The following is a 20113-nucleotide window of genomic DNA, read 5'->3' as shown; positions in this document are numbered from 1 at the left end:
TGAAACGCTCAGGCTAATCGGCACGTTTTTTCGGGTGTGGTTGAAGGTAGAGATGACCGTTCGCGTAGCAATAAATGGTTTTGGCCGTATCGGGCGCAACGTGTTGCGAGCCCTGTATGAAACCGGCCGCCGCGCCGAGATCACCGTAGTGGCGATTAACGAACTGGCAGACGCTGCCGGTATGGCGCATCTGCTGAAGTACGACACCAGCCACGGCCGGTTTGCCTTTGATGTGCGCCAGGAGCGCGATCAGCTGTTTGTGGGCGATGACACCATCCGCATCCTGCATCAGGCCGAAATTGATGTGCTGCCGTGGCGCGAACTGAATGTGGATATCGTACTGGATTGTACCGGTGTTTACGGTAGCCGCGCCGATGGTGAAGCGCATCTGCAGGCGGGCGCGAAGAAGGTGTTGTTCTCGCATCCGGGCGGCAACGATCTCGATGCCACCGTCGTGTTCGGCGTAAACGAACAGGCTCTTAAACAAACTGACCGCATTGTCTCCAACGCATCCTGCACCACCAATTGCATTATTCCGGTGATCAAGTTGCTGGATGACGCCTTTGGCATTGAATCGGGCACTGTGACCACGATTCACTCGGCGATGCACGACCAGCAGGTGATTGACGCCTATCACAGCGACCTGCGCCGTACCCGCGCCGCCAGCCAATCGATCATCCCGGTAGATACGCGTCTTGCTGCTGGCATTACCCGTATTTTTCCGAAATTTAACGATCGCTTTGAAGCGATTGCGGTGCGCGTGCCGACCATCAACGTGACAGCCATTGATTTGAGCGTGTCGGTGCGCGAAGCGGTGAAGGCGTGTGAGGTCAATGCGTTGCTGCAAAACGCGTCAGAAGGGGCGTTTCGTGGTATAGTTGACTATACGGAATTACCGTTAGTCTCAGTAGATTTTAACCATGATCCGCACAGTGCCATAGTCGATGGCACGCAAACGCGGGTTAGTGGTCATCACCTTATCAAAACGCTGGTTTGGTGTGACAACGAATGGGGCTTTGCTAACCGCATGATCGACACCACGTTAGCAATGGCCGCAAGCGGTTTCAGGTAAGACGCGGACTGCGTCTGGCAAAACTTATGAGAATCAACGAGAGGGTTCACCATGTCTGTAATTAAGATGACCGATCTGGATCTTGCTGGTAAACGCGTTCTGATCCGTGCCGATCTCAACGTGCCAGTGAAAGAAGGGAAAGTGACGTCAGATGCACGTATTCGTGCTTCTCTGCCTACCATCGAAGCGGCGTTGAAACAGGGCGCGAAAGTGATGGTTACCTCTCACCTGGGTCGTCCGACCGAAGGTGAATACAACGAAGAGTTCTCCCTGCTACCGGTTGTTAACTACCTGAAAGACAAACTGAATGGCACCAATGTCACCCTGGCGAAAGACTATCTCGAAGGCGTAGAAGTGGGCGCGGGTGAGCTGGTGGTGCTGGAGAACGTACGCTTCAACAAAGGCGAGAAAAAAGACGAAGAAACCCTGTCGAAGAAATATGCCGCCCTGTGCGACGTCTTCGTCATGGATGCGTTCGGTACCGCGCACCGCGCGCAGGCGTCGACTCACGGTGTGGGCAAGTTCGCACCAATCGCCTGTGCGGGTCCGCTGCTGTCAGCTGAGCTGGAAGCGCTGGGTAAAGTGATGAGCAATCCAGAGCGTCCGCTGGTTGCTGTGGTTGGCGGTTCTAAAGTTTCTACCAAATTTGATGTGCTGCAGTCGCTGGTTAAGATCGCCGACACCGTGATTGTGGGCGGCGGCATCGCCAACACCTTCGTGGCCATCGACAACAACGTCGGTAAATCTCTGTACGAGCCAGACTTCGTCGAAGCGGCCAAAAAGCTGCGTGACGAGCACGGCATTCCGGTTCCAACCGATTCCCGCGTAGGCACGGAATTCTCTGAAACTGCACCGGCAACCGTGAAAAAGGTTTCTGAAGTGGCGGATAACGAAGAGATTATGGACTTCGGCGACGAAACCGCTCAGGCAATGGCAGCGATCCTGAAAGGCGCGAAAACCATTCTGTGGAACGGCCCGGTTGGCGTGTTCGAGTTCCCGAACTTCCGTAAAGGCACCGAGATCGTGGCGAACGCCATCGCCGATAGCGAAGCGTTCTCTGTTGCAGGTGGCGGCGATACACTGGCCGCTATCGACCTGTTCGGTATCGAAGATAAGATCTCTTATATCTCTACCGGCGGCGGCGCATTCCTCGAGTTCGTGGAAGGCAAAAAACTGCCAGCTGTTGCTATGCTGGAAGAGCGCGCGAAGCAGTAATTCTTTGGGGGCGGCGCTTTGGCGTCGCCTGAAGGCTAGCCCTTTCTTGGGCAATCAAATCGCAATCCCTTCGGGGATGAACGGTAACGAAACGGGACACAACCATGTCTAAAATTTTTGATTTCGTAAAACCCGGCGTTGTCACTGGTGACGACGTTCAGAAAATTTTCCAGGTAGCGAAAGAGAACAAATTCGCTCTGCCAGCAGTTAACTGCGTCGGCACGGACTCCATCAATGCAGTATTGGAAGCTGCGGCCAAAGTGAAAGCGCCGGTCATCGTTCAGTTCTCCAATGGTGGTGCTGCCTTCATCGCCGGTAAAGGTTTCAAAACCGATAAACCACAGGGCGCGGCAATTTTCGGCGCTATCGCGGGTGCTTACCATGTGCATCTGATGGCGGAACAATACGGCGTGCCAGTTATCCTGCACACCGACCACTGCGCGAAGAAACTGCTGCCGTGGATCGATGGTCTGCTGGATGCGGGTGAAGAGCACTTCAAGAAAACCGGTAAGCCGCTGTTCTCCTCACACATGATCGACCTGTCTGAAGAGTCACTGGAAGAGAACATTGAGATCTCTTCTAAGTATCTGGCGCGCATGGCCAAGCTGGATATGACGCTGGAAATCGAACTGGGTTGCACCGGTGGCGAAGAAGACGGTGTGGACAACAGCCACATGGACGCTTCTGCACTGTATACCCAGCCAGAAGACGTTGATTACGCTTACACCGAGCTGAGCAAAATCAGCCCACGTTTCACCATCGCTGCTTCCTTCGGTAACGTGCACGGTGTGTACAAGCCAGGCAACGTGAAACTGACCCCAACCATCCTGCGTGATTCTCAGGAATACGTAACCAAGAAACACAATCTGCCGCATAACGCGCTGGACTTCGTGTTCCACGGTGGTTCAGGTTCTTCTGCTGCAGAGATCGAAGAGTCTATCGGCTACGGCGTGATCAAGATGAATATCGATACCGATACCCAATGGGCAACATGGGACGGTATTCTGCAGTACTACAAAAAGAACGAAGACTATCTGCAAGCGCAGTTGGGTAACCCTAACGGCGTGGATAGCCCGAACAAGAAATACTACGATCCACGCGTTTGGCTGCGTTCTGCTCAGGCATCAATGGTTGTTCGCCTCGAGCAAGCTTTCAAAGAGCTTAACGCTGTCGACGTACTGTAATTTTTCCTTACAGTACAAAAAAGGCCCGAAAGGGCCTTTTTTTATGCGTCTCATCTGGAAAAGCCCGTAAATTCAGGCCATTTTTGGCGCTTCGCTCCATTATTGTTTACCCTTGTAGTCGGAGTGTCGGAGTCAATCTGGCAGTTTTTTGCATTTTCCTGCGGGAAACTCACTAACAGGGCTAACAAATGGAAGACTTAGATGTCGTTAATGGCATTAACAGTGCCGGTGGATGGCTGGTACGCAATCAGGAACTGATCCTGAGCTACGCGGTAAATATTGTGGCGGCAATCATTACCATCATTATCGGTATGTTCATCGCCCGCATCATCTCTAATGCGATTAACCGCGTGCTGCTGGCGCGTCATATTGATGCCACAGTGGCCGATTTTCTCTCTGCCATGGTGCGTTACGGCATTATCGCCTTCACCATTATTGCCGCACTGGGCCGCGTCGGGGTGCAAACTGCGTCGGTGATCGCCGTGCTGGGTGCCGCCGGTTTGGCCGTCGGTTTGGCATTGCAAGGTTCGCTGTCGAATCTCGCGGCGGGTGTACTGTTGGTTACCTTCCGTCCGTTCAAAACCGGTGAGTTTGTTGATCTTGGCGGCGTAATGGGCACCGTACAGAATGTGCAGATCTTCTCTACCACGCTGAAAAGCGCCGATGGCAAAATCGTGGTGGTGCCAAACGGTAAAATCATCGCCGGCAATATCATTAACTATTCGCGTGAGCCGATCCGCCGTAATGAATTCATTATTGGCGTGGCCTACGATGCGGATGTCGATCAAGTGATTGCGCTGTTCAAGGAAGTGGTTGAAGCGGATGAGCGCGTATTAAAAGATCTGGGCATCCAGATTGGCCTGAATGAACTGGCTGCATCGTCGCTCAATTTCGTGGTGCGCTGCTGGAGCAAAAGTAGCGATCTGCAGAACGTCTACTGGGATCTGATGAAGAACTTCAAACGTACGCTAGACGCGAACGGCATCGGTATTCCTTACCCGCAGATGGATGTGCATCTGCATCAGGTGAAGAGCGAGCAACAGCTGCCCGCCCGCACCGAGTAACTGAGCAAGGCACCTGCGGGTGCCTTTCTTATTAATTAAGCTAATACCCAATTAATTTTTTCAATTTCCTCTAATAACATTGCGTCACTATACTGCACAGCATCTTCCCCCATTTTCAGGAATATCGCTGTGTTATCTGTTTATTTACAAGGGCTTGCTTTAGGTGCTGCGCTGATTCTGCCGCTAGGTCCGCAAAACGCTTTCGTGATGAATCAGGGCATTAAGCGCCACTACCATCTGATGACCGCTTCGCTCTGTACCCTCAGCGATATTGCGCTGATCTGCGGCGGCATTTTTGGCGGTAGCGCGTTGCTCAATCAATCACCGATGCTGCTGATGCTGATTACCTGGGCGGGCGTCGCGTTTCTGCTGTGGTATGGCTGGGGTGCGCTGCGCAGTGCCTGGCAAGGTGATGTGTCGCTAACATCTGACGCGGAGTTGAAGCAGGGGCGCTGGCGCATCATCGCCACTATCCTTGCGGTCACCTGGCTTAATCCGCATGTCTACCTCGATACCTTTGTGGTGCTCGGCAGCCTCGGCAGCCAGCTGCCCTCCGCGGATGCACGCCGCTGGTTTGCTCTGGGCACCGTAAGTGCATCGATCATCTGGTTCTTCGGCCTGGCTTTGCTGGCGGCATGGCTATCACCGCGCCTGCGTACCGTACGGGCGCAGCGGATTATCAATCTGTTAGTCGGCGGCGTGATGTGGTTTATCGCCATTCAGCTGGCGCGTCAGGGCATGGCTGCCTTCTAATCCAGATGCAGGCCATACAGTGCAGGCGGCGCGCCTGCACTGGCCAGCAGCTCGAGCCGAATCTGCTGGAAGGTCGCATCTTGCGGAACCCGGTGATGACAAAGCGAGTGGTGATTCTCCGTCACCTCGGCCAGCAACTTCTCATCCAGCCACAGGCGATAATGCGTGGTGCAGTGCGGCGTAACCGCCTGCGCATGGCCCATCTGCACCGTTTCCATTGCATGATCAAAATCGTTATCAAACAGCAGGGTGATCTGGCGGGCCTGTTGCGGCTGCGGCCATTGCCAGCTGACGCTGGGATGCGGGTCATCCGGTGCGGGTACCCAGCAGTTGGTGTGCTGCTCCGGACGTAACTTGCCGTTGAGCAGATAGTCGCGGTGCCACAACTGCAGCGGTGTTTCCAGCGCAAAGGCCAGCAGGATTTGCTGTGGCGCTCGGCGCGGCAGCCAAAAATCAAACTCGTCGACGCCGTAATCGCCATCGTTAATTTGACGCGTGCGTTTCGCCACGCGCGGGTTAAGGCTATTGAACACCATCATGACACCCGGCAAGCGCTGGCTGGTGAGCGCTATCTCAATCGCTGGATTTTCTGCGAAAGTGATAAACACATAGCGATCGCAATCAGCGAGGTAATCAAAGCTCAGACGATAAGCGCCCTGATCGTTGACCTCAATATACTGCGTGGCGATCGGGCGATCGCCGCAGGTATTGGCAGGATTGTCGCTGGTAAGCAGCGATACCTGCAGTTTCTGCGTCTGTGCGGCACGCAGTTGCACACTGATCGTTGGCAAGCGCTCACCGGCTTTCAACGGCAGCAGTAGCGCACAGCGTGATTGCAGGGATTGCCAGCCGGCATCGGCGGGCAGGGCGCGGAGTTCAAAAGTACTGCTGACGGTGACGTGGGCATTGCGCGCCGGATTCTCTAGCCGATGTCGCGGGATAAACGCGCCGGCGCGCAGCAGATGCTGCTGCAACTGACCCACGCGCTCCGGCTGTGCCAGTTCGGCGGGGGTGATCTGCTGTTGCTGGCACAGCGCCGCCGCGCGACCCACGGCTTCACCCAGCACGCCGCAGGTGCACATCACGCGTGCGCTGCCAAAAGCGACGTGAGTGGCGGAGATGAGCCGGCCAGTTAACAACAGATTATCCAGTGATTGGCTGTACAACGCGCGGAATGGAATGGTGTAGGTGCCTTTGCTGTGAAACTGGCGGCAGCCATCGTGCTCGCTGTATACGCCGTCGGCTGGATGCAGATCAATCGACCAGCCGCCATACGCGACCGCATCGTAATGATCGCGCTGCTCGATAATATCCTGTTGGCAGAGCAGGGTATCGCCGAGAAAACGCCGACTTTCGCGCTTGCCGGGAATCAGGCCAACCCATTCGAGGGTGAGGTTGTCGGCATCGGGGAATTCGCCGGAGTTTTTGATGTAATCCCACACGCCCCAAACGATTTTCCACAGCTCCCATTTGATGGTTTCGCTCTCATGCACGGTATCAAGCCGTCCGCCCCATTCCAGCCACCATAAGTCGCAGCCGTTCAGTGCTGAGGTCAGGCGTCTGTAACGCGGAATCGCGGTGATCTCTTTTAGCGCGAAAGAGGGCGGCACGAAGCGCACCGGCTGGGAAGAGCGCTTGGTGTAGAAGTAGATCGAGTGTCCGAGCTTGTGACCGAAATTTTCGCCCGGTGCCATCTTCTCGCCGAACTCTTCAATGGATTCTGCTCCCACGCGATGCGCCGCGCCAGCCAGATACCCCAACACGCCATCGCCGCTGGCATCGATAAACTGCGCTGCCGAGACGTGATACTGCGTTTGATTGATGGCGTTAAAAGCCCGCACCGCCTGCAGGCTGCGGCCGGATTTTTCGATGTCGGTAACCACGGTGTTGAGCAGTAACGTTAGACCGGTCTGCGACTGCACGATATCCAGCAGCACCATATCGAACAGCACCGGATTTCCTTCTTTATTGCGCCACAGGTTCTCCTCCATGATCTCGCCCATGATACCGCCTTCGCGCGCCCAGCGATTATTATTACCCATGTGCGAGGTGGCGCCATTGGCCCACAAACGCACTTCGCTGGAGGCGTTGCCGCCTAATACCGGGCGATCCTGTATCAAGATTACGCTAAGGCCATCACGCGCGGCGGCCAATGCCGCACACACGCCCGCTAATCCACCGCCAGCAATCAGTAAGTCCGCTTGTAATCGCTGCTGCGGAAAGTGACGCGCATTTTGCGAAGAGAAAGTTTGCATCATTTCATTCCTCTAACTCTAAGGCTAAGATTGAGTTTTCCCCGCCGCAGGTGATCTATGTCTTCTCAACCCAACCAAAGCCTGATCGACGGTATTCGCTGCCTGCAATATCTGGTCTCCAGCGATAAAGCCGTGGGCTGTCGCGAACTGGCGCGTCAGATGGGGATGAACAGTACGCGCGTTAATCGCCTGCTGATGACCATGGCTTCCATCGGATTGACGACGCAGGATGAGCACCGGCGCTATCTGCCCGGTCCCGGCATTCACGCGCTGGCGGCGCAGGCGATTCGCGGCTCCTCGCTGTTTGCTCAGGCGCTGCCGCAACTGGAAATGCACGCGCCGCGCGACATTGTGGTGGCGCTGGGCGTGCTGTGGGAAGATCAGGTGATCTATATCTGGCACTCCGAGCCGGGGGAGCGCACCAACGCCAGCCAGGCGCTGGCGGGTTTCCGCATGCTGCCTGCGTGGCAGTCGGTGATTGGCGTGTCGTTGCTGGCCGCCGAAAGTGATGAGGTGCTGCGCCCGCGTTTTAGCGACGAACAGTGGCAGCACATTGCGCCGCTGCTGGCACGCAAGCGTGCGGCAGATCATCTGATTTGGCATCGTGATGACGGTGAAATCAGCATGGCGCAGCCGATTAATCACAATCGCGCGGCGCTGGCCTTTGCCAAAATCTGGCAGCACGATGAGGCGCATCTCGCGCAGCGGTTGCAACAGCTGCAATCGCTGGCGCAGATAGTTGTCAGCCCGCGCTAACATGGTCGATTTTCCCGACGATAAACAGATAGCTGCAGATGCCAATCGCGGCCAGTACCGCAATAAATGCCAGTGCTGGCGCGAAGTTGTTGCCATCAATCAGCGCACCGATGGCAATCGGCACGACGATCGATGACAGCGCGCCGGTAAAGTTAAACACCCCACCCGCCAGGCCAATCAAATGACGCGGCGCCAGCGCCGTCACAAACACCCAGGTGATGGTTGCCAGACCGTTACCGAAGAACGCCAGCGACATAAACAGAATGATCAGCGCGGAATCATCGGTGTAATTGGCACCCAGGATAAACAGCGTCAGGAACAGGCCAAGAATCACCGGCAGCTTACGTGCCACGCTGGCGGACACGCCGCGTCGTATCATTCGATCTGAGGCAAAGCCGGCCAGCAAAACTCCGCAGAAGGCGGCGAAATAGGGCACTGAGGCAACATAGCCGCTTTTGATGAATCCCATATGGCGATATTCCACCAGATAGGTCGGGAACCAGGTGAGAAAGAACCAGAAGGTGGCAGAGATGGTGAACTGACCAATATAGATGCCGACCAATTTGCGGCTGCGGAACATCTGCGCCAAATCGCGCCAGCGCGCTTGCGGTGATTGATTCTTATGCTCACTTTCCAGGAGCGCACCGTTACTGCGCAGGTAGTTCAGTTCAGCGTCGGACACACCTTTATGGTGGTTTGGCTCGCGGTAGAGCCAATACCACACCAGCGACCAAATCATGCCCGCCAAACCGGTAATCAAAAACAGTCCGCGCCAGCCAAACGCAGCCTGCACATGAAACAGCAGCGGTGTCATGCAGGCCAGGCCAACAAACTGCGCTGAAGAGTAGATACCAATGGCGCTGGCGCGCTCCTGTTCCGGGAACCAGCTGGAGATCACCCGATTGTTGGCGGGCATCACTGGCGCTTCAAACGCACCCACGCCGAGCCGCAGGCCAAATAGCGCAGTAAAACTGTTGGCAAGCGCATGCAGCGCGGTGATTAAAGACCAGACGAACAGACCAACGCCATACACCACGCGCGCGCCAAGGCGATCAATCAGGAAGCCGCCGGGGATCTGCAAGGCGGCGTAAATCCAGCCGAACGCTGAGAAGATTAACCCCATTTCCAGCGGCGTGAAGCGCAGCTCTCCGGCCATTTCCGTGGCGGCAACCGACAGGTTAGTGCGATCCATATAGTTGATGATGATGTTGATAAACACCAGGCCGAGCATCAGAAAGCGCGTACGTCCGGCGGGAAGGCTGGCAGCGGTTTGGCTCAGGGGCTGTTCTGTCATAATGCAACTCTCCCGAATGCAGGGGGTGTTTCTTTAATAGAAACGTTTAAGTGAAGTTTCGGCCAATCTGTTCATTAAAATTTGCGATCGCGGCCAGGTTTAAACCGCAGCATGCCCGAACTTTTAGTCAGTTTAAAAATCAGATAAGCACACATGTTAATGTGTTTTAGGTTTAGCCATAGTGGCGACCTGTAAATTGAATCCCTCAAGGAGGACTTTCGTGAAACTGAAAGCACTGGCGCTGGCCGCCGTAATGAGCACCGGCGCACTGTCCGGTTTAGTCCACGCGGGTGAACTACCAAATGGACCGCATGTGGTGACGTCAGGACAGGCAAGCGTTGATGCCACGCCCGATATCGCTACGCTCGCTATTGTGGTGAATGTTTCGTCGAAAGACGCGGCGGAAGCGAAGAAACAGGCTGATGACCGCGTGGCGCAATATTTCGATTTCCTGCAAAAGAATGGCATCGAGAAAAAAGATATTGATGCGGCAAACCTCAGCACCCAGCCGGAGTATGACTACACCAAAGAAGGCAAATCGGTGCTGAAAGGTTATCGTGCGGAGCGTCAGGTACAGGTGACGCTGCGTCAGCTGGATAAGCTGAACGAGCTGCTGGATGGCGCGCTAAAATCCGGCCTGAATGAAATTCGTTCGGTAGAGTTGGGTGTGGCGAATCCTGACAGCTATAAAGAGAAGGCGCGTAAAGTGGCGATTGCTAACGCCACGCAGCAGGCCAATGCGCTGGCTGAAGGCTTCAACGCTAAACTGGGTTCGGTCTACAGCATTCGTTACCACGTTGCTAACTACCAACCAATGCCGATGGCGCGGATGTACAAAGCCGCGGCAGCGCCGGCTGACACCACCGCACAGCAAACTTACGAGCAGCAGAGCATTCACTTTGACGATCAGGTGGATGTGGTGTTCGAGATTAAACCGAATACGCCGTAAGGCTTTAAGTCAGGTCGCCGTTTATGGCGACCTGATCATTATGCAGGCAAAACATCCTGGCGCAGCACGCGATGTCCGTGCGCAATCAGCGCATCCGTAACGCTGCGCATTAAACGGCTTTCTGGGGCAAAACGGTGCCAGTACAGCATGCGACGCTGATACAAACCTGGCGTCAAATCTACCAGCTCACCTTGCGCCAGCTCGCGCTCAATCTGCAGATGCGGAATCATACAGCACACCGAACCTTGGCGCGCCAACTGCACAAAGGCTTCTGACGAGTTAACGATGTGGCAGGGCACGCTGCCTGGCGACAGGTCAAAGTTCTGCTGCAAAAACGCCTGATGCATATCATCTAAATGATCAAATGCTACCGCCGGTGCTTTGAGCAATGCGGAGCGGGTCACGCCGTTGGGGAAATAACGTGCGGCGAAATCAGGCGAAGCGCAGAACAGATAATCGAGCGCACCCAGCTGATCAACCAAACAACTTGGCAAGGGCTGTGGCTGAATACTCACCGCGCCAACCACTTCACCGCGACGCAGACGTTCCTGGGTGCGGGTTTCATCTTCTACCTGCAAATTCAGGCGCACCGGCGAATCGGCCAGCACATCTTTCAGGGCGGGCAGCAGCCAGGTTGCCAGGCTGTCGGCGTTAACCGCCAGCGACAGCAGCAGCGGCGTGGTACCGCCGTTATCGTCACCCAGCCACTCCTCTTCCAGCAGCTCAACCTGATGCAATAACGCCAGCAGTTTTTGTCCCTGTTCGGTGGGGCGCGGCGGCACGGTGCGCACCAGCAGCGGCTGACCGAATAAATTTTCCAGCTGTTTAATACGCTGCGAAACCGCAGATTGCGTAATACAGAGTTTTTGCGCGGCGCGCTCGAAGCCGCGCTCGCGAATCACAGCATCCAGCGCCTGAAGCGTTCGATAATCCGGGCGTTTCATTGTTGTTCTCTCTCGTTCAGGGTGGACGTTACTATGCCATAAAACGCTCAAATTGTGCTGTGGCGCTTTTTTGCGGGCTGGCTTCCAAAGACTTAAATCGGCTGTTCAACAGTCGCGCTTTTTTACGACGCCTTGTTTTATACTACGCGCACTTCGATGTCGCACAGGTTTTAAACATACCATGACCCAGGATGAACTGAAAAAAGCGGTAGGTTGGGCAGCGCTGCAGTACGTAGAGCCCGGCACGGTGGTTGGCGTGGGAACGGGATCCACTGCCGCGCATTTCATTGATGCGCTCGGCACCATGAAGAATCAGATTGAAGGCGCGGTTTCCAGTTCGGAAGCGTCGACAGAAAAACTGAAAGCTTTAGGCATCCACGTCTTCGATCTCAATGAAATTGACGAACTGTCGGTTTATGTGGATGGCGCAGATGAAATCAATCCGCAGATGCAGATGATCAAAGGCGGTGGTGCAGCGCTAACGCGTGAGAAAATCGTTGCGGCGGTCGCAAAAAAATTCGTCTGTATTGCTGATGCATCGAAAGAGGTTGATGTGCTGGGCCACTTCCCGCTGCCGGTTGAAGTCATTCCCATGGCGCGTTCCTTTGTGGCTCGTGAACTGGTGAAGCTGGGCGGCTTGCCGGAGTATCGCCAGAACGTCATCACTGATAACGGCAACATTATTCTCGACGTGCATAATCTGCGGATTCTTGATCCTATCGAGCTGGAAAAAACCATTAACGCGCTGCCGGGCGTGGTGACCGTGGGTCTGTTTGCCGGACGAGGTGCTGACGTCGCGCTGATTGGCACCGCTGACGGCGTAAAAACCATCGTAAAATGATCTGTCCGGCGCCCGACATGCGCCGGTTATTTCCATCCGCAAAACATCTTTTCTCGCCAGGCTGAAATTTGGTGACTTATGTCACAAAAGATTCATCAGCAGTGGGTTCGTACTCCGTCCAACATAGATGCCACGATTTTGTACGGCATTGTGCTGCCTCCGCGTGGGCGCGTGCTGGCACGCAGGCAATCGTTTGTATTGCTGCGCACGAAATTTTTGATATTTTGACAGAAGGCTACCTTATGGTAGTCCTCATTGAATTCTGAATAGGGTCGGGAAATGGCAAAGGTATCACTGGAAAAAGACAAGATTAAGTTCCTGCTGGTGGAAGGCGTTCACCAGAGTGCGCTGGAAAACCTGCGTGCAGCAGGCTACACCAACATCGAGTTTCACAAAGGGGCGCTGGATGCGGAGTCGCTGAAATCCTCCATCCGCGATGCGCACTTCATTGGTATCCGTTCCCGCACCCAACTGACTGAAGAGATCTTTGCTGCCGCTGAAAAGCTGGTTGCAGTTGGCTGCTTCTGTATCGGTACTAACCAGGTTGATCTTGCTGCTGCGGCGAAACGCGGTGTGCCGGTGTTTAACGCACCGTTCTCCAACACCCGCTCCGTTGCTGAGCTGGTGATTGGCGAAATGCTGCTGATGCTGCGCGGTATTCCAGAAGCGAACGCCAAAGCGCACCGAGGCATCTGGAATAAAGTTGCCAACGGCTCATTCGAAGCGCGTGGTAAGAAACTGGGCATCATTGGTTACGGTCACATCGGCATGCAGCTGGGTGTGTTGGCAGAAAGCCTGGGTATGCACGTGTTCTTCTACGATATCGAAAGCAAACTGCCGCTGGGTAACGCCACGCAGGTTCGCCACCTCTCCGATTTGCTCAATATGAGCGATGTGGTTAGCCTGCATGTGCCTGAAACCCAATCCACGCAGAACATGATCGGTGCTGAGGAGCTGGCATTAATGAAGCCGGGCTCGCTGCTGATTAATGCCGCGCGCGGTACCGTGATTGATATCCCGGCGCTGTGTGAAGCACTGGCGAACAAACATCTGGCTGGTGCCGCTATCGACGTGTTCCCGGTCGAGCCGGCGACTAACAGCGATCCGTTCAACTCGCCGCTGTGCGAATTCGACAACGTGATTTTGACTCCGCACATTGGTGGTTCAACCCAGGAAGCGCAGGAAAACATCGGTCTGGAAGTGTCTGGCAAGCTGGCGAAATACTCAGACAACGGTTCTACGCTGTCTGCGGTCAACTTCCCGGAAGTTTCGCTGCCAATGCATGCAGCGAGCGCCAGTCGTCTGCTGCATATCCATGAGAACCGTCCAGGTGTGCTGACGGCTATCAACCAGATCTTTGCTGAGCAGGGCATTAACATTGCCGCGCAGTATCTGCAAACCACGCCAATTATGGGCTACGTGGTGATCGATATTGATGCGACAGAAGAGGTGGCGGATAAAGCGCTTCAGGCAATGAAAGCCATTCCGGGCACCATTCGCGCCCGTCTGCTCTACTAATCAATCAGGGCGCCACTGGCGCCCTTTTTTCTGCTTACGTTTCCCATTGCCACAGTTTTGATGGCGTCAGTATCGCCGGCAGCGGGACGTCCCATGCAGCGACGGGAAGTGTATCCACGCGCTGGCAATCATGCGCAATGCCCACCGGAAGAAAACCGTGCTGCTGCCAGTTTTGCAGCGTGCGATCGTAGAATCCGCCGCCCATCCCCAAACGTTGGCCCTGGTGGTCAAACGCTACCAGCGGCACCAGCATCACATCTAATTGGTCCAGCGTGGCCAGCTGCGTGATATCTAACGGCGGCTCGGGAATACGCAGTTTATTTGGCGTGAGCGCGCTCGCGGGCGTATAGCGGATAAACAGCAGATTGCCTGGCGAGAAGGGGTGCAGCACGGGTAGATAAACCTGCTTTTTTTGCTGCCACAGTTTGGCGATCAGCGGGCGGGTGTTGATTTCACCATCGACAGACAAAAACAGCGCGATGCGTTGGGCATTGGCGATCGGCGCGATATTGATGGCGTGTTCAGCCAGCTGATCGGCGGCCTGTTCCTGCTGCTCAGACGTGAGATTACGGCGCAAATGGCGCACATGCTGACGGATGTCTTGACGGTCGAGAAAGGAGGGTGTTGACATGATATCCCCGGCAGAGTGGGCTGTTGCAAGCCACTATATCATGCGAACCGGGGGATTCGCGTCATACTTCAATCTGCAGCCGCGTTGGCTGCTCTCGTTCACCCGAATCACTTACTTAAGTAAGCTCACTGGGATTCTCTCGATTGCCGCCTTGCTGCAGACTGAATTATTTAGCGAGTAAAACTAAGTGGAGATCTCCGAGATGCCGCCGCAGGCTGTAACCCTTGAACCCTTGGTTCAAGGTGAACATGCCGTCACAACTATTAGGCTTCTCGGACGGACCGAGCATGCGCACAAATTGTGGAGCGTCACATTCTGTTGGTATGAAATATCGGCTCAGGGGACTGGCCCGCTTGCAAACATCTCAGAGAAAATTTACTTCACCGTCACTCTAGCATGAGGACCATGAAGTGTTATTCAAAATTAGGGCCCTGGCGGTCAGTTATGCGACCTTGCTCAACTAACGCTTGTTCTATGGTCTGCTGCAGCATGCGGATACGTTGTTCCATGTTTGCTGCATAGTCGCGCGTCTTACCTTTCTCTTGTGCCAGCTCGTGGCAGATGTTTAACGCGGCGATGAACACCAGTTGCTCTGTATTGGTGACTCTAGTGCGAACTTTTAAATCTTGCAACCGTTGATTGAGATCCTCTGCGGCCAGATTCAGCGCATCTTGCTGTTCAGGCGGACAATTCACTCTCAATGAACGACCAAAAATTTGAATATCTACTGGTTGTGCAGACATGCCACCATCCTGACTGATTACTTCGATCGCATCTCCCTTACCGGTCAATGGGTTGGGAGGTGCGAAACTATATATACCCGAGTTATAAGTTACAACCCCTTTTCTGGAAACCCAGAGGCACCTGGTGGTAGCATAACACGAACTTATTCCGCCAACGACGACCAAAGCTTATGTCTTTACAGAACGCAACGCCTAGTTACAACGCGCTGGCCGCGGCCCTTTCTCAGCAGGGCGTGGGCATGACGCCGGCCGAAATGCACGGACTCCTTTCCGGGATTCTGTGCGGTGGCAATCAGGATACCAGCTGGAAAACCATGGTTCACGATCTCACCAACGAAGGCATGGCGTTTTCGCAGAGCCTGTCTCAGCCGTTACAGGCGCTGCACGAGAGCCTGGCGACCACGCTGGAAGACGAAGGCTTTATGTTCCAGCTGATGTTGCCGGAAGATGATGACATCACGGTGTTCGATCGCGCCGATGCGCTGGCCGGCTGGGTCAATCACTTCCTGCTCGGTTTGGGCGTTACGCAGCCTAAGCTTGAGAAAGTAACCGGCGAAACCGGTGAAGCGATTGACGATCTGCGCACCATCGCTCAGCTCGGCTATGACGAAGATGAAGACCAGGAAGAACTGGAGCAGTCGCTGGAAGAGGTGATCGAGTACGTGCGTGTTGCCGCCTTACTGTGCCACGACACCTTCACGCGTCAGCCTCAGCCAACGGCACCTGAAGTACAGAAACCTACGTTACACTAAGCGCGTCAATGCGGGTACGTTGTGGCCCGTCTTCAACAGGGAGTGCAAACATGATTACTCTGGAAACGTTCCAGCAACGTCGTCAGGCGCTGATTGCCCGCATGGCGCCAGGCAGTGCCGCTTTGATTTTTGCTGCACCTGAAGTGACGCGCAGCAACGATACTGAATATAACTTTCGGCAAAACAGTGATTTCTGGTACTTCACCGGTTTTAACGAACCGCAGGCGCTGCTGGTTTTAATTAAAAGCGATGACAAGCACAATCACAGCGTGTTGTTCAATCGTGTGCGCGATCTGACCGCTGAAATCTGGTTTGGTCGCCGCCTTGGCCAGGATGCCGCTCCGGCCAGGCTGGGTGTCGATCGTGCTTTGCCGTGGGATGACATTGATGAGCAGCTGCATCAACTGCTTAACGGCCTTGATGTGGTTTATCACGCGCAGGGCGAATATGCCGAAGCCGATCAACGGGTGTTTAGCGCGCTGGAAAAACTGCGTCGCGGCTTCCGCCAAAATCTTAGCGCACCGAATACGGTCACTGACTGGCGTCCGTGGGTGCATGAGATGCGCCTGTTCAAAAGCGCGGAAGAGATTGAGATTCTGCGCCGTGCCGGAAAAATCAGCGCACTGGCGCATACCCGAGCGATGCAAACCTGCCGTCCGGGCATGTTCGAATATCAGCTGGAAGGCGAAATTCACCACGAATTCAATCGCCACGGCGCGCGTTTCCCCTCTTACAACACCATTGTCGGTGCTGGCGAAAACGGCTGCATTCTGCACTACACCGAAAACGAATGTGAGATGCGCGATGGCGACCTGGTGCTGATTGACGCTGGCTGTGAATTCCACGGCTATGCGGGCGATATCACCCGCACCTTCCCGGTCAACGGTAAGTTCAGCGAGCCGCAACGTGCCATCTACGACATCGTGCTGGCTTCGCTCTACAAAGCGCTGTCGATGTTCCGCCCGGGTATCAGCATCCATGATGTTAACGACGAAGTGGTGCGCATCATGATTACCGGCCTGGTCGACCTCGGCATTCTGGATGGCAATATCGATACGCTGTTTGAAGAGCAGGCACACCGCCCGTTCTTTATGCACGGTTTAAGCCACTGGCTGGGGCTTGATGTGCATGACGTGGGACATTACGGCACGCCGAGCCGCGACCGCACTCTTGAGCCGGGCATGGTGCTAACCGTTGAGCCAGGCTTGTATATCGCGCCAGATGCCAACGTGCCGCCGCAATATCGTGGCATTGGTATTCGCATTGAAGATGACATCGTCATCACCGCGGACGGCAACGAGAATCTCACCGACAGCGTGGTGAAAGACGCCGATGCGATTGAAGCCCTGATGGCGGCGGCACGTCAGGCATGAGCATTTTAATTGCTGGCGGCGGTATGACCGGCGCCACCCTGGCGCTGGCGATTTCGCACCTGACGCAAGGTCAGCTGCCGGTAACGCTGATTGAGCGTAGCCAGCCCGACAGCCGTGCACATCCCGGCTTCGATGGACGCGCGATTGCCCTGGCGGCGGGCACCTGCCAGCAGTTAGCCGATATCGATGTGTGGCGCTCGCTGGCGGATTGCGCCACGCCTATCACTGATATCCACGTCTCCGATCGCGGCCATACCGGTTTCGTCTCGCTCAAAGCGCAAGATCACCAGTTGCCCGCACTGGGTCAGGTCGTGGAACTTTTCGATGTCGGCCAGCGCTTGTTCCTGCGTTTACAACAGGCACCGGGCATCAGCGTGCGCTGCCCGGATCACGCCACGGCGGTGTCACGTAGCGCCAATAGCGTGCTGGTTACACTCAACAGCGGTGAGCAATTAACCGGTGATTTACTGGTGGCCGCCGATGGATCGCGATCGCCTTTAGGCGCATCCTGCGGTATGACCTGGCAGCGCGACGACTATCATCAGGTAGCGGTTATCGCCAATGTCTCGACCCAGCTGCCGCATCAGGGACGCGCATTTGAGCGTTTTACCGAGCATGGCCCGCTGGCGCTGTTGCCGATGTCCGGTAACCGCATGTCATTGGTGTGGTGCCATCCGCTTGACGCGCAAGCAACGATTAAACAGTGGGATGACGCGACCTTCCTGCAAGAACTGCAGCAGGCATTTGGCTGGCGCCTTGGGCGCTTTACGCACGCGGGTCAACGCGAGCTTTATCCGCTGGCGCTGCAAACCGCCGAACGTCAGGTCACACATCGGTTGGCGCTGGTAGGCAATGCGGCGCAAACGCTGCATCCGATTGCCGGACAAGGCTTTAACCTTGGCCTGCGCGATGTGATGTCGCTGGCAGAAACGCTGGCGGGCGCATGGCGTCAGCAGCAGGACCCAGGCAGCTACGCGGTGTTGCAGCATTTTGCCGCGCGGCGTCAACCCGATCGTGCCGCCACCATTGGCGTCACCGACGGTTTAGTCAAACTGTTTGCTAACCGTTATGCGCCATTAGTGGCGGGACGAAATCTTGGGCTGGTGGCAATGGACCATCTGCCATGGCTGCGAAACCCACTTGCCGCGCGAACGCTCGGCTGGGTTAAGCGTTAAGCACCAATTAAGGGGCAGCAATGCAAACTTTCGATGTGGCAATCGCCGGTGGCGGCATGGTGGGCTTGGCCGTCGCCTGCGGATTACAGGGCAGCGGCTTACGCGTTGCCGTGCTGGAAAAAGCACCCGAGCCACAATTTGATCCGGCGGCTAACGCGTCGATTCGCGTCTCCGCCATCAACGCTGCCAGTGAACGTCTGCTGCAAAAGCTCGATGTCTGGTCGAGCATTCTGGCCCTGCGCGCCAGCGCCTATCACGGCATGGAAGTGTGGGATCAGGACAGCTTCGGCTCCATCAGTTTTGATGATGAGCAGCAGGGCCTGTCGCATCTCGGTCATATTATTGAAAACGAAGTGATTCATAGTGCCTTGTGGCAACGAGCCAGCAACAGCAGCGACATCACGCTGTTCGCTCCGGCGCAGTTGCAGCAGGTGGCATTTGGCGACAACGAAGCCTTCATTACCTTGCAGGATGGCAGCATGATGAGCGCGCGTTTGCTGGTTGCTGCTGACGGCGCTAATTCGTGGCTGCGTGACAAAGCCGATATCCCGCTGACCTTCTGGGATTACGAGCATCATGCATTAGTGGCAAATATCCGCACCGATATGCCGCATGATGCCATCGCGCGTCAGGTATTCCACGGCGATGGCATTCTGGCATTCCTGCCGATGCAGGATCCTCATCTCTGCTCGATCGTTTGGTCGCTCTCGCCGCAGGAAGCGACGCGCATGAAATCGATGCCGGAAGCGCTGTTCAACCAGCAGCTGTCGGTAGCGTTTGATATGCGTCTTGGCCTGTGTCAGGTCGAGAGCGAGCGCAAAACCTTCCCGCTGACGGCGCGTTATGCGCGTAACTTCGCCGCGCACCGTTTGGCGCTGGTTGGCGATGCCGCACACACCATTCATCCGCTGGCCGGGCAGGGCGTCAATCTTGGCTTTATGGATGCGGCCGAACTGATTGGTGAAATTCGCCGTCTGCACCAGGAAGGCAAAGACATTGGTCAGCATCTCTATCTGCGTCGCTATGAACGTAGCCGCAAGCACAGCGCGGCGATGATGCTGGCGGGGATGCAGGGGTTCCGCGAGCTATTTGCCGGCACGCATCCGGCGAAAAAGCTGTTGCGTGATGTCGGCCTCAAGCTAGCCGATACTTTACCGGGCGTTAAACCGCTGATGCTGAAGCAGGCGATGGGGCTAAACGATCTACCCAGCTGGATACGTTAATTTTTTCCGCTGACGGCGCCCAACTGGGCGCCGTTTTTCTTTGCTGCACCGCCATGATGCAGCACTGCACCGCAATCGCGCCTCGTTTGATTTATTCTAATTTCACCCCTTAATTCGCATTAGATTAATTCATGTTATGGCAATGCGAACACCGGACCATTTCTTAATCCTGCGGCGTCTATTCCTTCATTTTGCTGCATGAAAGTAATTTAGTCGTATTTTGTGCGAGGCTAATCACAATAATGCAGTGATTTATGCTGGTAGCTGTTCGGTGCTTCGTTGAAAGGTGGTAGTGTTTCACCCTCGTTTTCCTCATGGTTAATTGCCGCATTAGGTGATAACTTCAGCACAAAGAGAACGTTTGCGTCAGC

General features: G+C 55.3%; 18 protein-coding genes and 1 other RNA gene. 13 read left to right on the top strand and 6 right to left on the bottom strand.

The window, feature by feature from the left end:
- Positions 1-52: 52 nt before the first annotated feature.
- From epd to argO, 5 genes are all read left to right on the top strand, one after another.
- A complete protein-coding gene (gene epd / locus PMI17_RS15105) occupies positions 53-1072 on the top strand; it encodes an erythrose-4-phosphate dehydrogenase (RefSeq protein ID WP_007890301.1) in 1020 nt (339 codons plus the stop codon).
- Positions 1073-1123: 51 nt separating this feature from the next.
- Positions 1124-2287, top strand: a complete 1164-nt coding sequence (gene pgk, locus PMI17_RS15100) for a phosphoglycerate kinase (protein ID WP_007890300.1) — start codon at positions 1124-1126, stop codon at positions 2285-2287.
- A 104-nt stretch (positions 2288-2391) separates the two neighbouring features.
- Positions 2392-3471, top strand: a complete 1080-nt coding sequence (fbaA, locus tag PMI17_RS15095; RefSeq protein WP_007890299.1) for a class II fructose-bisphosphate aldolase — start codon at positions 2392-2394, stop codon at positions 3469-3471.
- Between the two features lie 188 nt (positions 3472-3659).
- Complete coding sequence (gene mscS / locus PMI17_RS15090; RefSeq protein WP_007890298.1) at positions 3660-4535, top strand: small-conductance mechanosensitive channel MscS; 876 nt, start codon at positions 3660-3662, stop codon at positions 4533-4535.
- Between the two features lie 129 nt (positions 4536-4664).
- A complete protein-coding gene (argO, locus tag PMI17_RS15085; RefSeq protein WP_007890297.1) occupies positions 4665-5288 on the top strand; it encodes an arginine exporter ArgO in 624 nt (207 codons plus the stop codon).
- Here the strand turns inward: argO and PMI17_RS15080 are convergent.
- Positions 5285-7543: an FAD-dependent oxidoreductase gene (locus tag PMI17_RS15080; RefSeq protein WP_036621416.1), complete on the bottom strand. Its 2259-nt coding sequence runs from the start codon at positions 7541-7543 to the stop codon at positions 5285-5287. The genes argO and PMI17_RS15080 overlap by 4 nt on opposite strands.
- Before the next feature lie 57 nt (positions 7544-7600).
- On the opposite strand from PMI17_RS15080, the gene PMI17_RS15075 reads away from it, so the two are divergent.
- Positions 7601-8299: a hypothetical protein gene (locus PMI17_RS15075; protein WP_007890295.1), complete on the top strand. Its 699-nt coding sequence runs from the start codon at positions 7601-7603 to the stop codon at positions 8297-8299.
- On the opposite strand, the gene PMI17_RS15070 is transcribed toward PMI17_RS15075, so the two are convergent.
- Positions 8286-9593, bottom strand: a complete 1308-nt coding sequence (locus tag PMI17_RS15070) for an MFS transporter (RefSeq protein ID WP_007890294.1) — start codon at positions 9591-9593, stop codon at positions 8286-8288. The two genes, PMI17_RS15075 and PMI17_RS15070, sit on opposite strands and share 14 nt — an antisense overlap.
- 220 nt (positions 9594-9813) lie before the next feature.
- Between PMI17_RS15070 and PMI17_RS15065 the strand changes: the two genes are divergently transcribed.
- Positions 9814-10542, top strand: coding sequence for an oxidative stress defense protein (locus tag PMI17_RS15065; protein WP_007890293.1), 729 nt, complete (start codon positions 9814-9816; stop codon positions 10540-10542).
- A gap of 38 nt (positions 10543-10580) precedes the next feature.
- Here PMI17_RS15065 and PMI17_RS15060 read toward each other — a convergent pair whose 3' ends face one another.
- Entirely contained in the window at positions 10581-11486 is a 906-nt protein-coding gene (locus tag PMI17_RS15060) for a LysR family transcriptional regulator ArgP (protein WP_007890292.1), read from the bottom strand.
- Between the two features lie 181 nt (positions 11487-11667).
- Between PMI17_RS15060 and rpiA the strand changes: the two genes are divergently transcribed.
- Entirely contained in the window at positions 11668-12327 is a 660-nt protein-coding gene (gene rpiA / locus PMI17_RS15055) for a ribose-5-phosphate isomerase RpiA (RefSeq protein WP_007890291.1), read from the top strand.
- Between the two features lie 279 nt (positions 12328-12606).
- Positions 12607-13845, top strand: a complete 1239-nt coding sequence (gene serA / locus PMI17_RS15050) for a phosphoglycerate dehydrogenase (protein WP_007890290.1) — start codon at positions 12607-12609, stop codon at positions 13843-13845.
- Positions 13846-13879: 34 nt separating this feature from the next.
- Here the strand turns inward: serA and PMI17_RS15045 are convergent, their stop codons facing one another.
- From PMI17_RS15045 to zapA, 3 genes are all read right to left on the bottom strand, one after another.
- Positions 13880-14476 carry a 5-formyltetrahydrofolate cyclo-ligase gene (locus PMI17_RS15045; RefSeq protein WP_007890289.1) on the bottom strand — a complete coding sequence of 199 codons (597 nt, stop codon included), beginning with the start codon at positions 14474-14476 and terminating at the stop codon, positions 13880-13882.
- Positions 14477-14666: 190 nt separating this feature from the next.
- A non-coding RNA gene (gene ssrS / locus PMI17_RS24910) (6S RNA) lies at positions 14667-14850 on the bottom strand.
- Between the two features lie 39 nt (positions 14851-14889).
- The gene (gene zapA, locus PMI17_RS15035; protein WP_007890288.1) at positions 14890-15219 is read right to left on the bottom strand and encodes a cell division protein ZapA; all 330 of its coding nucleotides are present in this window, start codon (positions 15217-15219) and stop codon (positions 14890-14892) included.
- A gap of 170 nt (positions 15220-15389) precedes the next feature.
- On the opposite strand from zapA, the gene PMI17_RS15030 reads away from it, so the two are divergent.
- Genes PMI17_RS15030 through ubiI form a run of 4 tightly spaced genes read left to right on the top strand, consistent with a single transcriptional unit; the run spans position 15390 to position 19742 of the window.
- Positions 15390-15971: a YecA family protein gene (locus PMI17_RS15030; protein ID WP_007890287.1), complete on the top strand. Its 582-nt coding sequence runs from the start codon at positions 15390-15392 to the stop codon at positions 15969-15971.
- A 50-nt stretch (positions 15972-16021) separates the two neighbouring features.
- Positions 16022-17344: a Xaa-Pro aminopeptidase gene (gene pepP, locus PMI17_RS15025; RefSeq protein WP_007890286.1), complete on the top strand. Its 1323-nt coding sequence runs from the start codon at positions 16022-16024 to the stop codon at positions 17342-17344.
- Positions 17341-18519 carry a 2-octaprenyl-6-methoxyphenyl hydroxylase gene (gene ubiH, locus PMI17_RS15020; protein ID WP_007890285.1) on the top strand — a complete coding sequence of 393 codons (1179 nt, stop codon included), beginning with the start codon at positions 17341-17343 and terminating at the stop codon, positions 18517-18519. The genes pepP and ubiH overlap by 4 nt, the downstream gene beginning before the upstream one ends.
- Before the next feature lie 20 nt (positions 18520-18539).
- Positions 18540-19742 (top strand): FAD-dependent 2-octaprenylphenol hydroxylase, encoded by a 1203-nt coding sequence (gene ubiI, locus PMI17_RS15015; RefSeq protein WP_007890284.1) that lies wholly within the window; start codon positions 18540-18542, stop codon positions 19740-19742.
- The last annotated feature ends 371 nt before the right edge of the window (positions 19743-20113 follow it).

Origin of the sequence: Pantoea sp. GM01, from assembly GCF_000282675.1 — a bacterium.
Taxonomy (GTDB): domain Bacteria; phylum Pseudomonadota; class Gammaproteobacteria; order Enterobacterales; family Enterobacteriaceae; genus Pantoea; species Pantoea nemavictus.
Note: the sequence above shows the minus strand (reverse complement) of the source record. Positions and strands in the feature narration are given on the sequence as shown.

Bases quoted from the DNA above. Each gene is read 5' to 3' on its own strand.
- epd (WP_007890301.1), top strand. From the start codon at position 53: ATGACCGTTCGCGTAGCAATAAATGGTTTTGGCCGTATCGGGCGCAAC.
- pgk (WP_007890300.1), top strand. From the start codon at position 1,124: ATGTCTGTAATTAAGATGACCGATCTGGATCTTGCTGGTAAACGCGTT.
- fbaA (WP_007890299.1), top strand. From the start codon at position 2,392: ATGTCTAAAATTTTTGATTTCGTAAAACCCGGCGTTGTCACTGGTGAC.
- mscS (WP_007890298.1), top strand. From the start codon at position 3,660: ATGGAAGACTTAGATGTCGTTAATGGCATTAACAGTGCCGGTGGATGG.
- PMI17_RS15080 (WP_036621416.1), bottom strand. From the start codon at position 7,543: ATGCAAACTTTCTCTTCGCAAAATGCGCGTCACTTTCCGCAGCAGCGA.
- PMI17_RS15075 (WP_007890295.1), top strand. From the start codon at position 7,601: ATGTCTTCTCAACCCAACCAAAGCCTGATCGACGGTATTCGCTGCCTG.
- PMI17_RS15070 (WP_007890294.1), bottom strand. From the start codon at position 9,593: ATGACAGAACAGCCCCTGAGCCAAACCGCTGCCAGCCTTCCCGCCGGA.
- PMI17_RS15060 (WP_007890292.1), bottom strand. From the start codon at position 11,486: ATGAAACGCCCGGATTATCGAACGCTTCAGGCGCTGGATGCTGTGATT.
- rpiA (WP_007890291.1), top strand. From the start codon at position 11,668: ATGACCCAGGATGAACTGAAAAAAGCGGTAGGTTGGGCAGCGCTGCAG.
- serA (WP_007890290.1), top strand. From the start codon at position 12,607: ATGGCAAAGGTATCACTGGAAAAAGACAAGATTAAGTTCCTGCTGGTG.
- PMI17_RS15045 (WP_007890289.1), bottom strand. From the start codon at position 14,476: ATGTCAACACCCTCCTTTCTCGACCGTCAAGACATCCGTCAGCATGTG.
- zapA (WP_007890288.1), bottom strand. From the start codon at position 15,219: ATGTCTGCACAACCAGTAGATATTCAAATTTTTGGTCGTTCATTGAGA.
- PMI17_RS15030 (WP_007890287.1), top strand. From the start codon at position 15,390: ATGTCTTTACAGAACGCAACGCCTAGTTACAACGCGCTGGCCGCGGCC.
- pepP (WP_007890286.1), top strand. From the start codon at position 16,022: ATGATTACTCTGGAAACGTTCCAGCAACGTCGTCAGGCGCTGATTGCC.
- ubiH (WP_007890285.1), top strand. From the start codon at position 17,341: ATGAGCATTTTAATTGCTGGCGGCGGTATGACCGGCGCCACCCTGGCG.
- ubiI (WP_007890284.1), top strand. From the start codon at position 18,540: ATGCAAACTTTCGATGTGGCAATCGCCGGTGGCGGCATGGTGGGCTTG.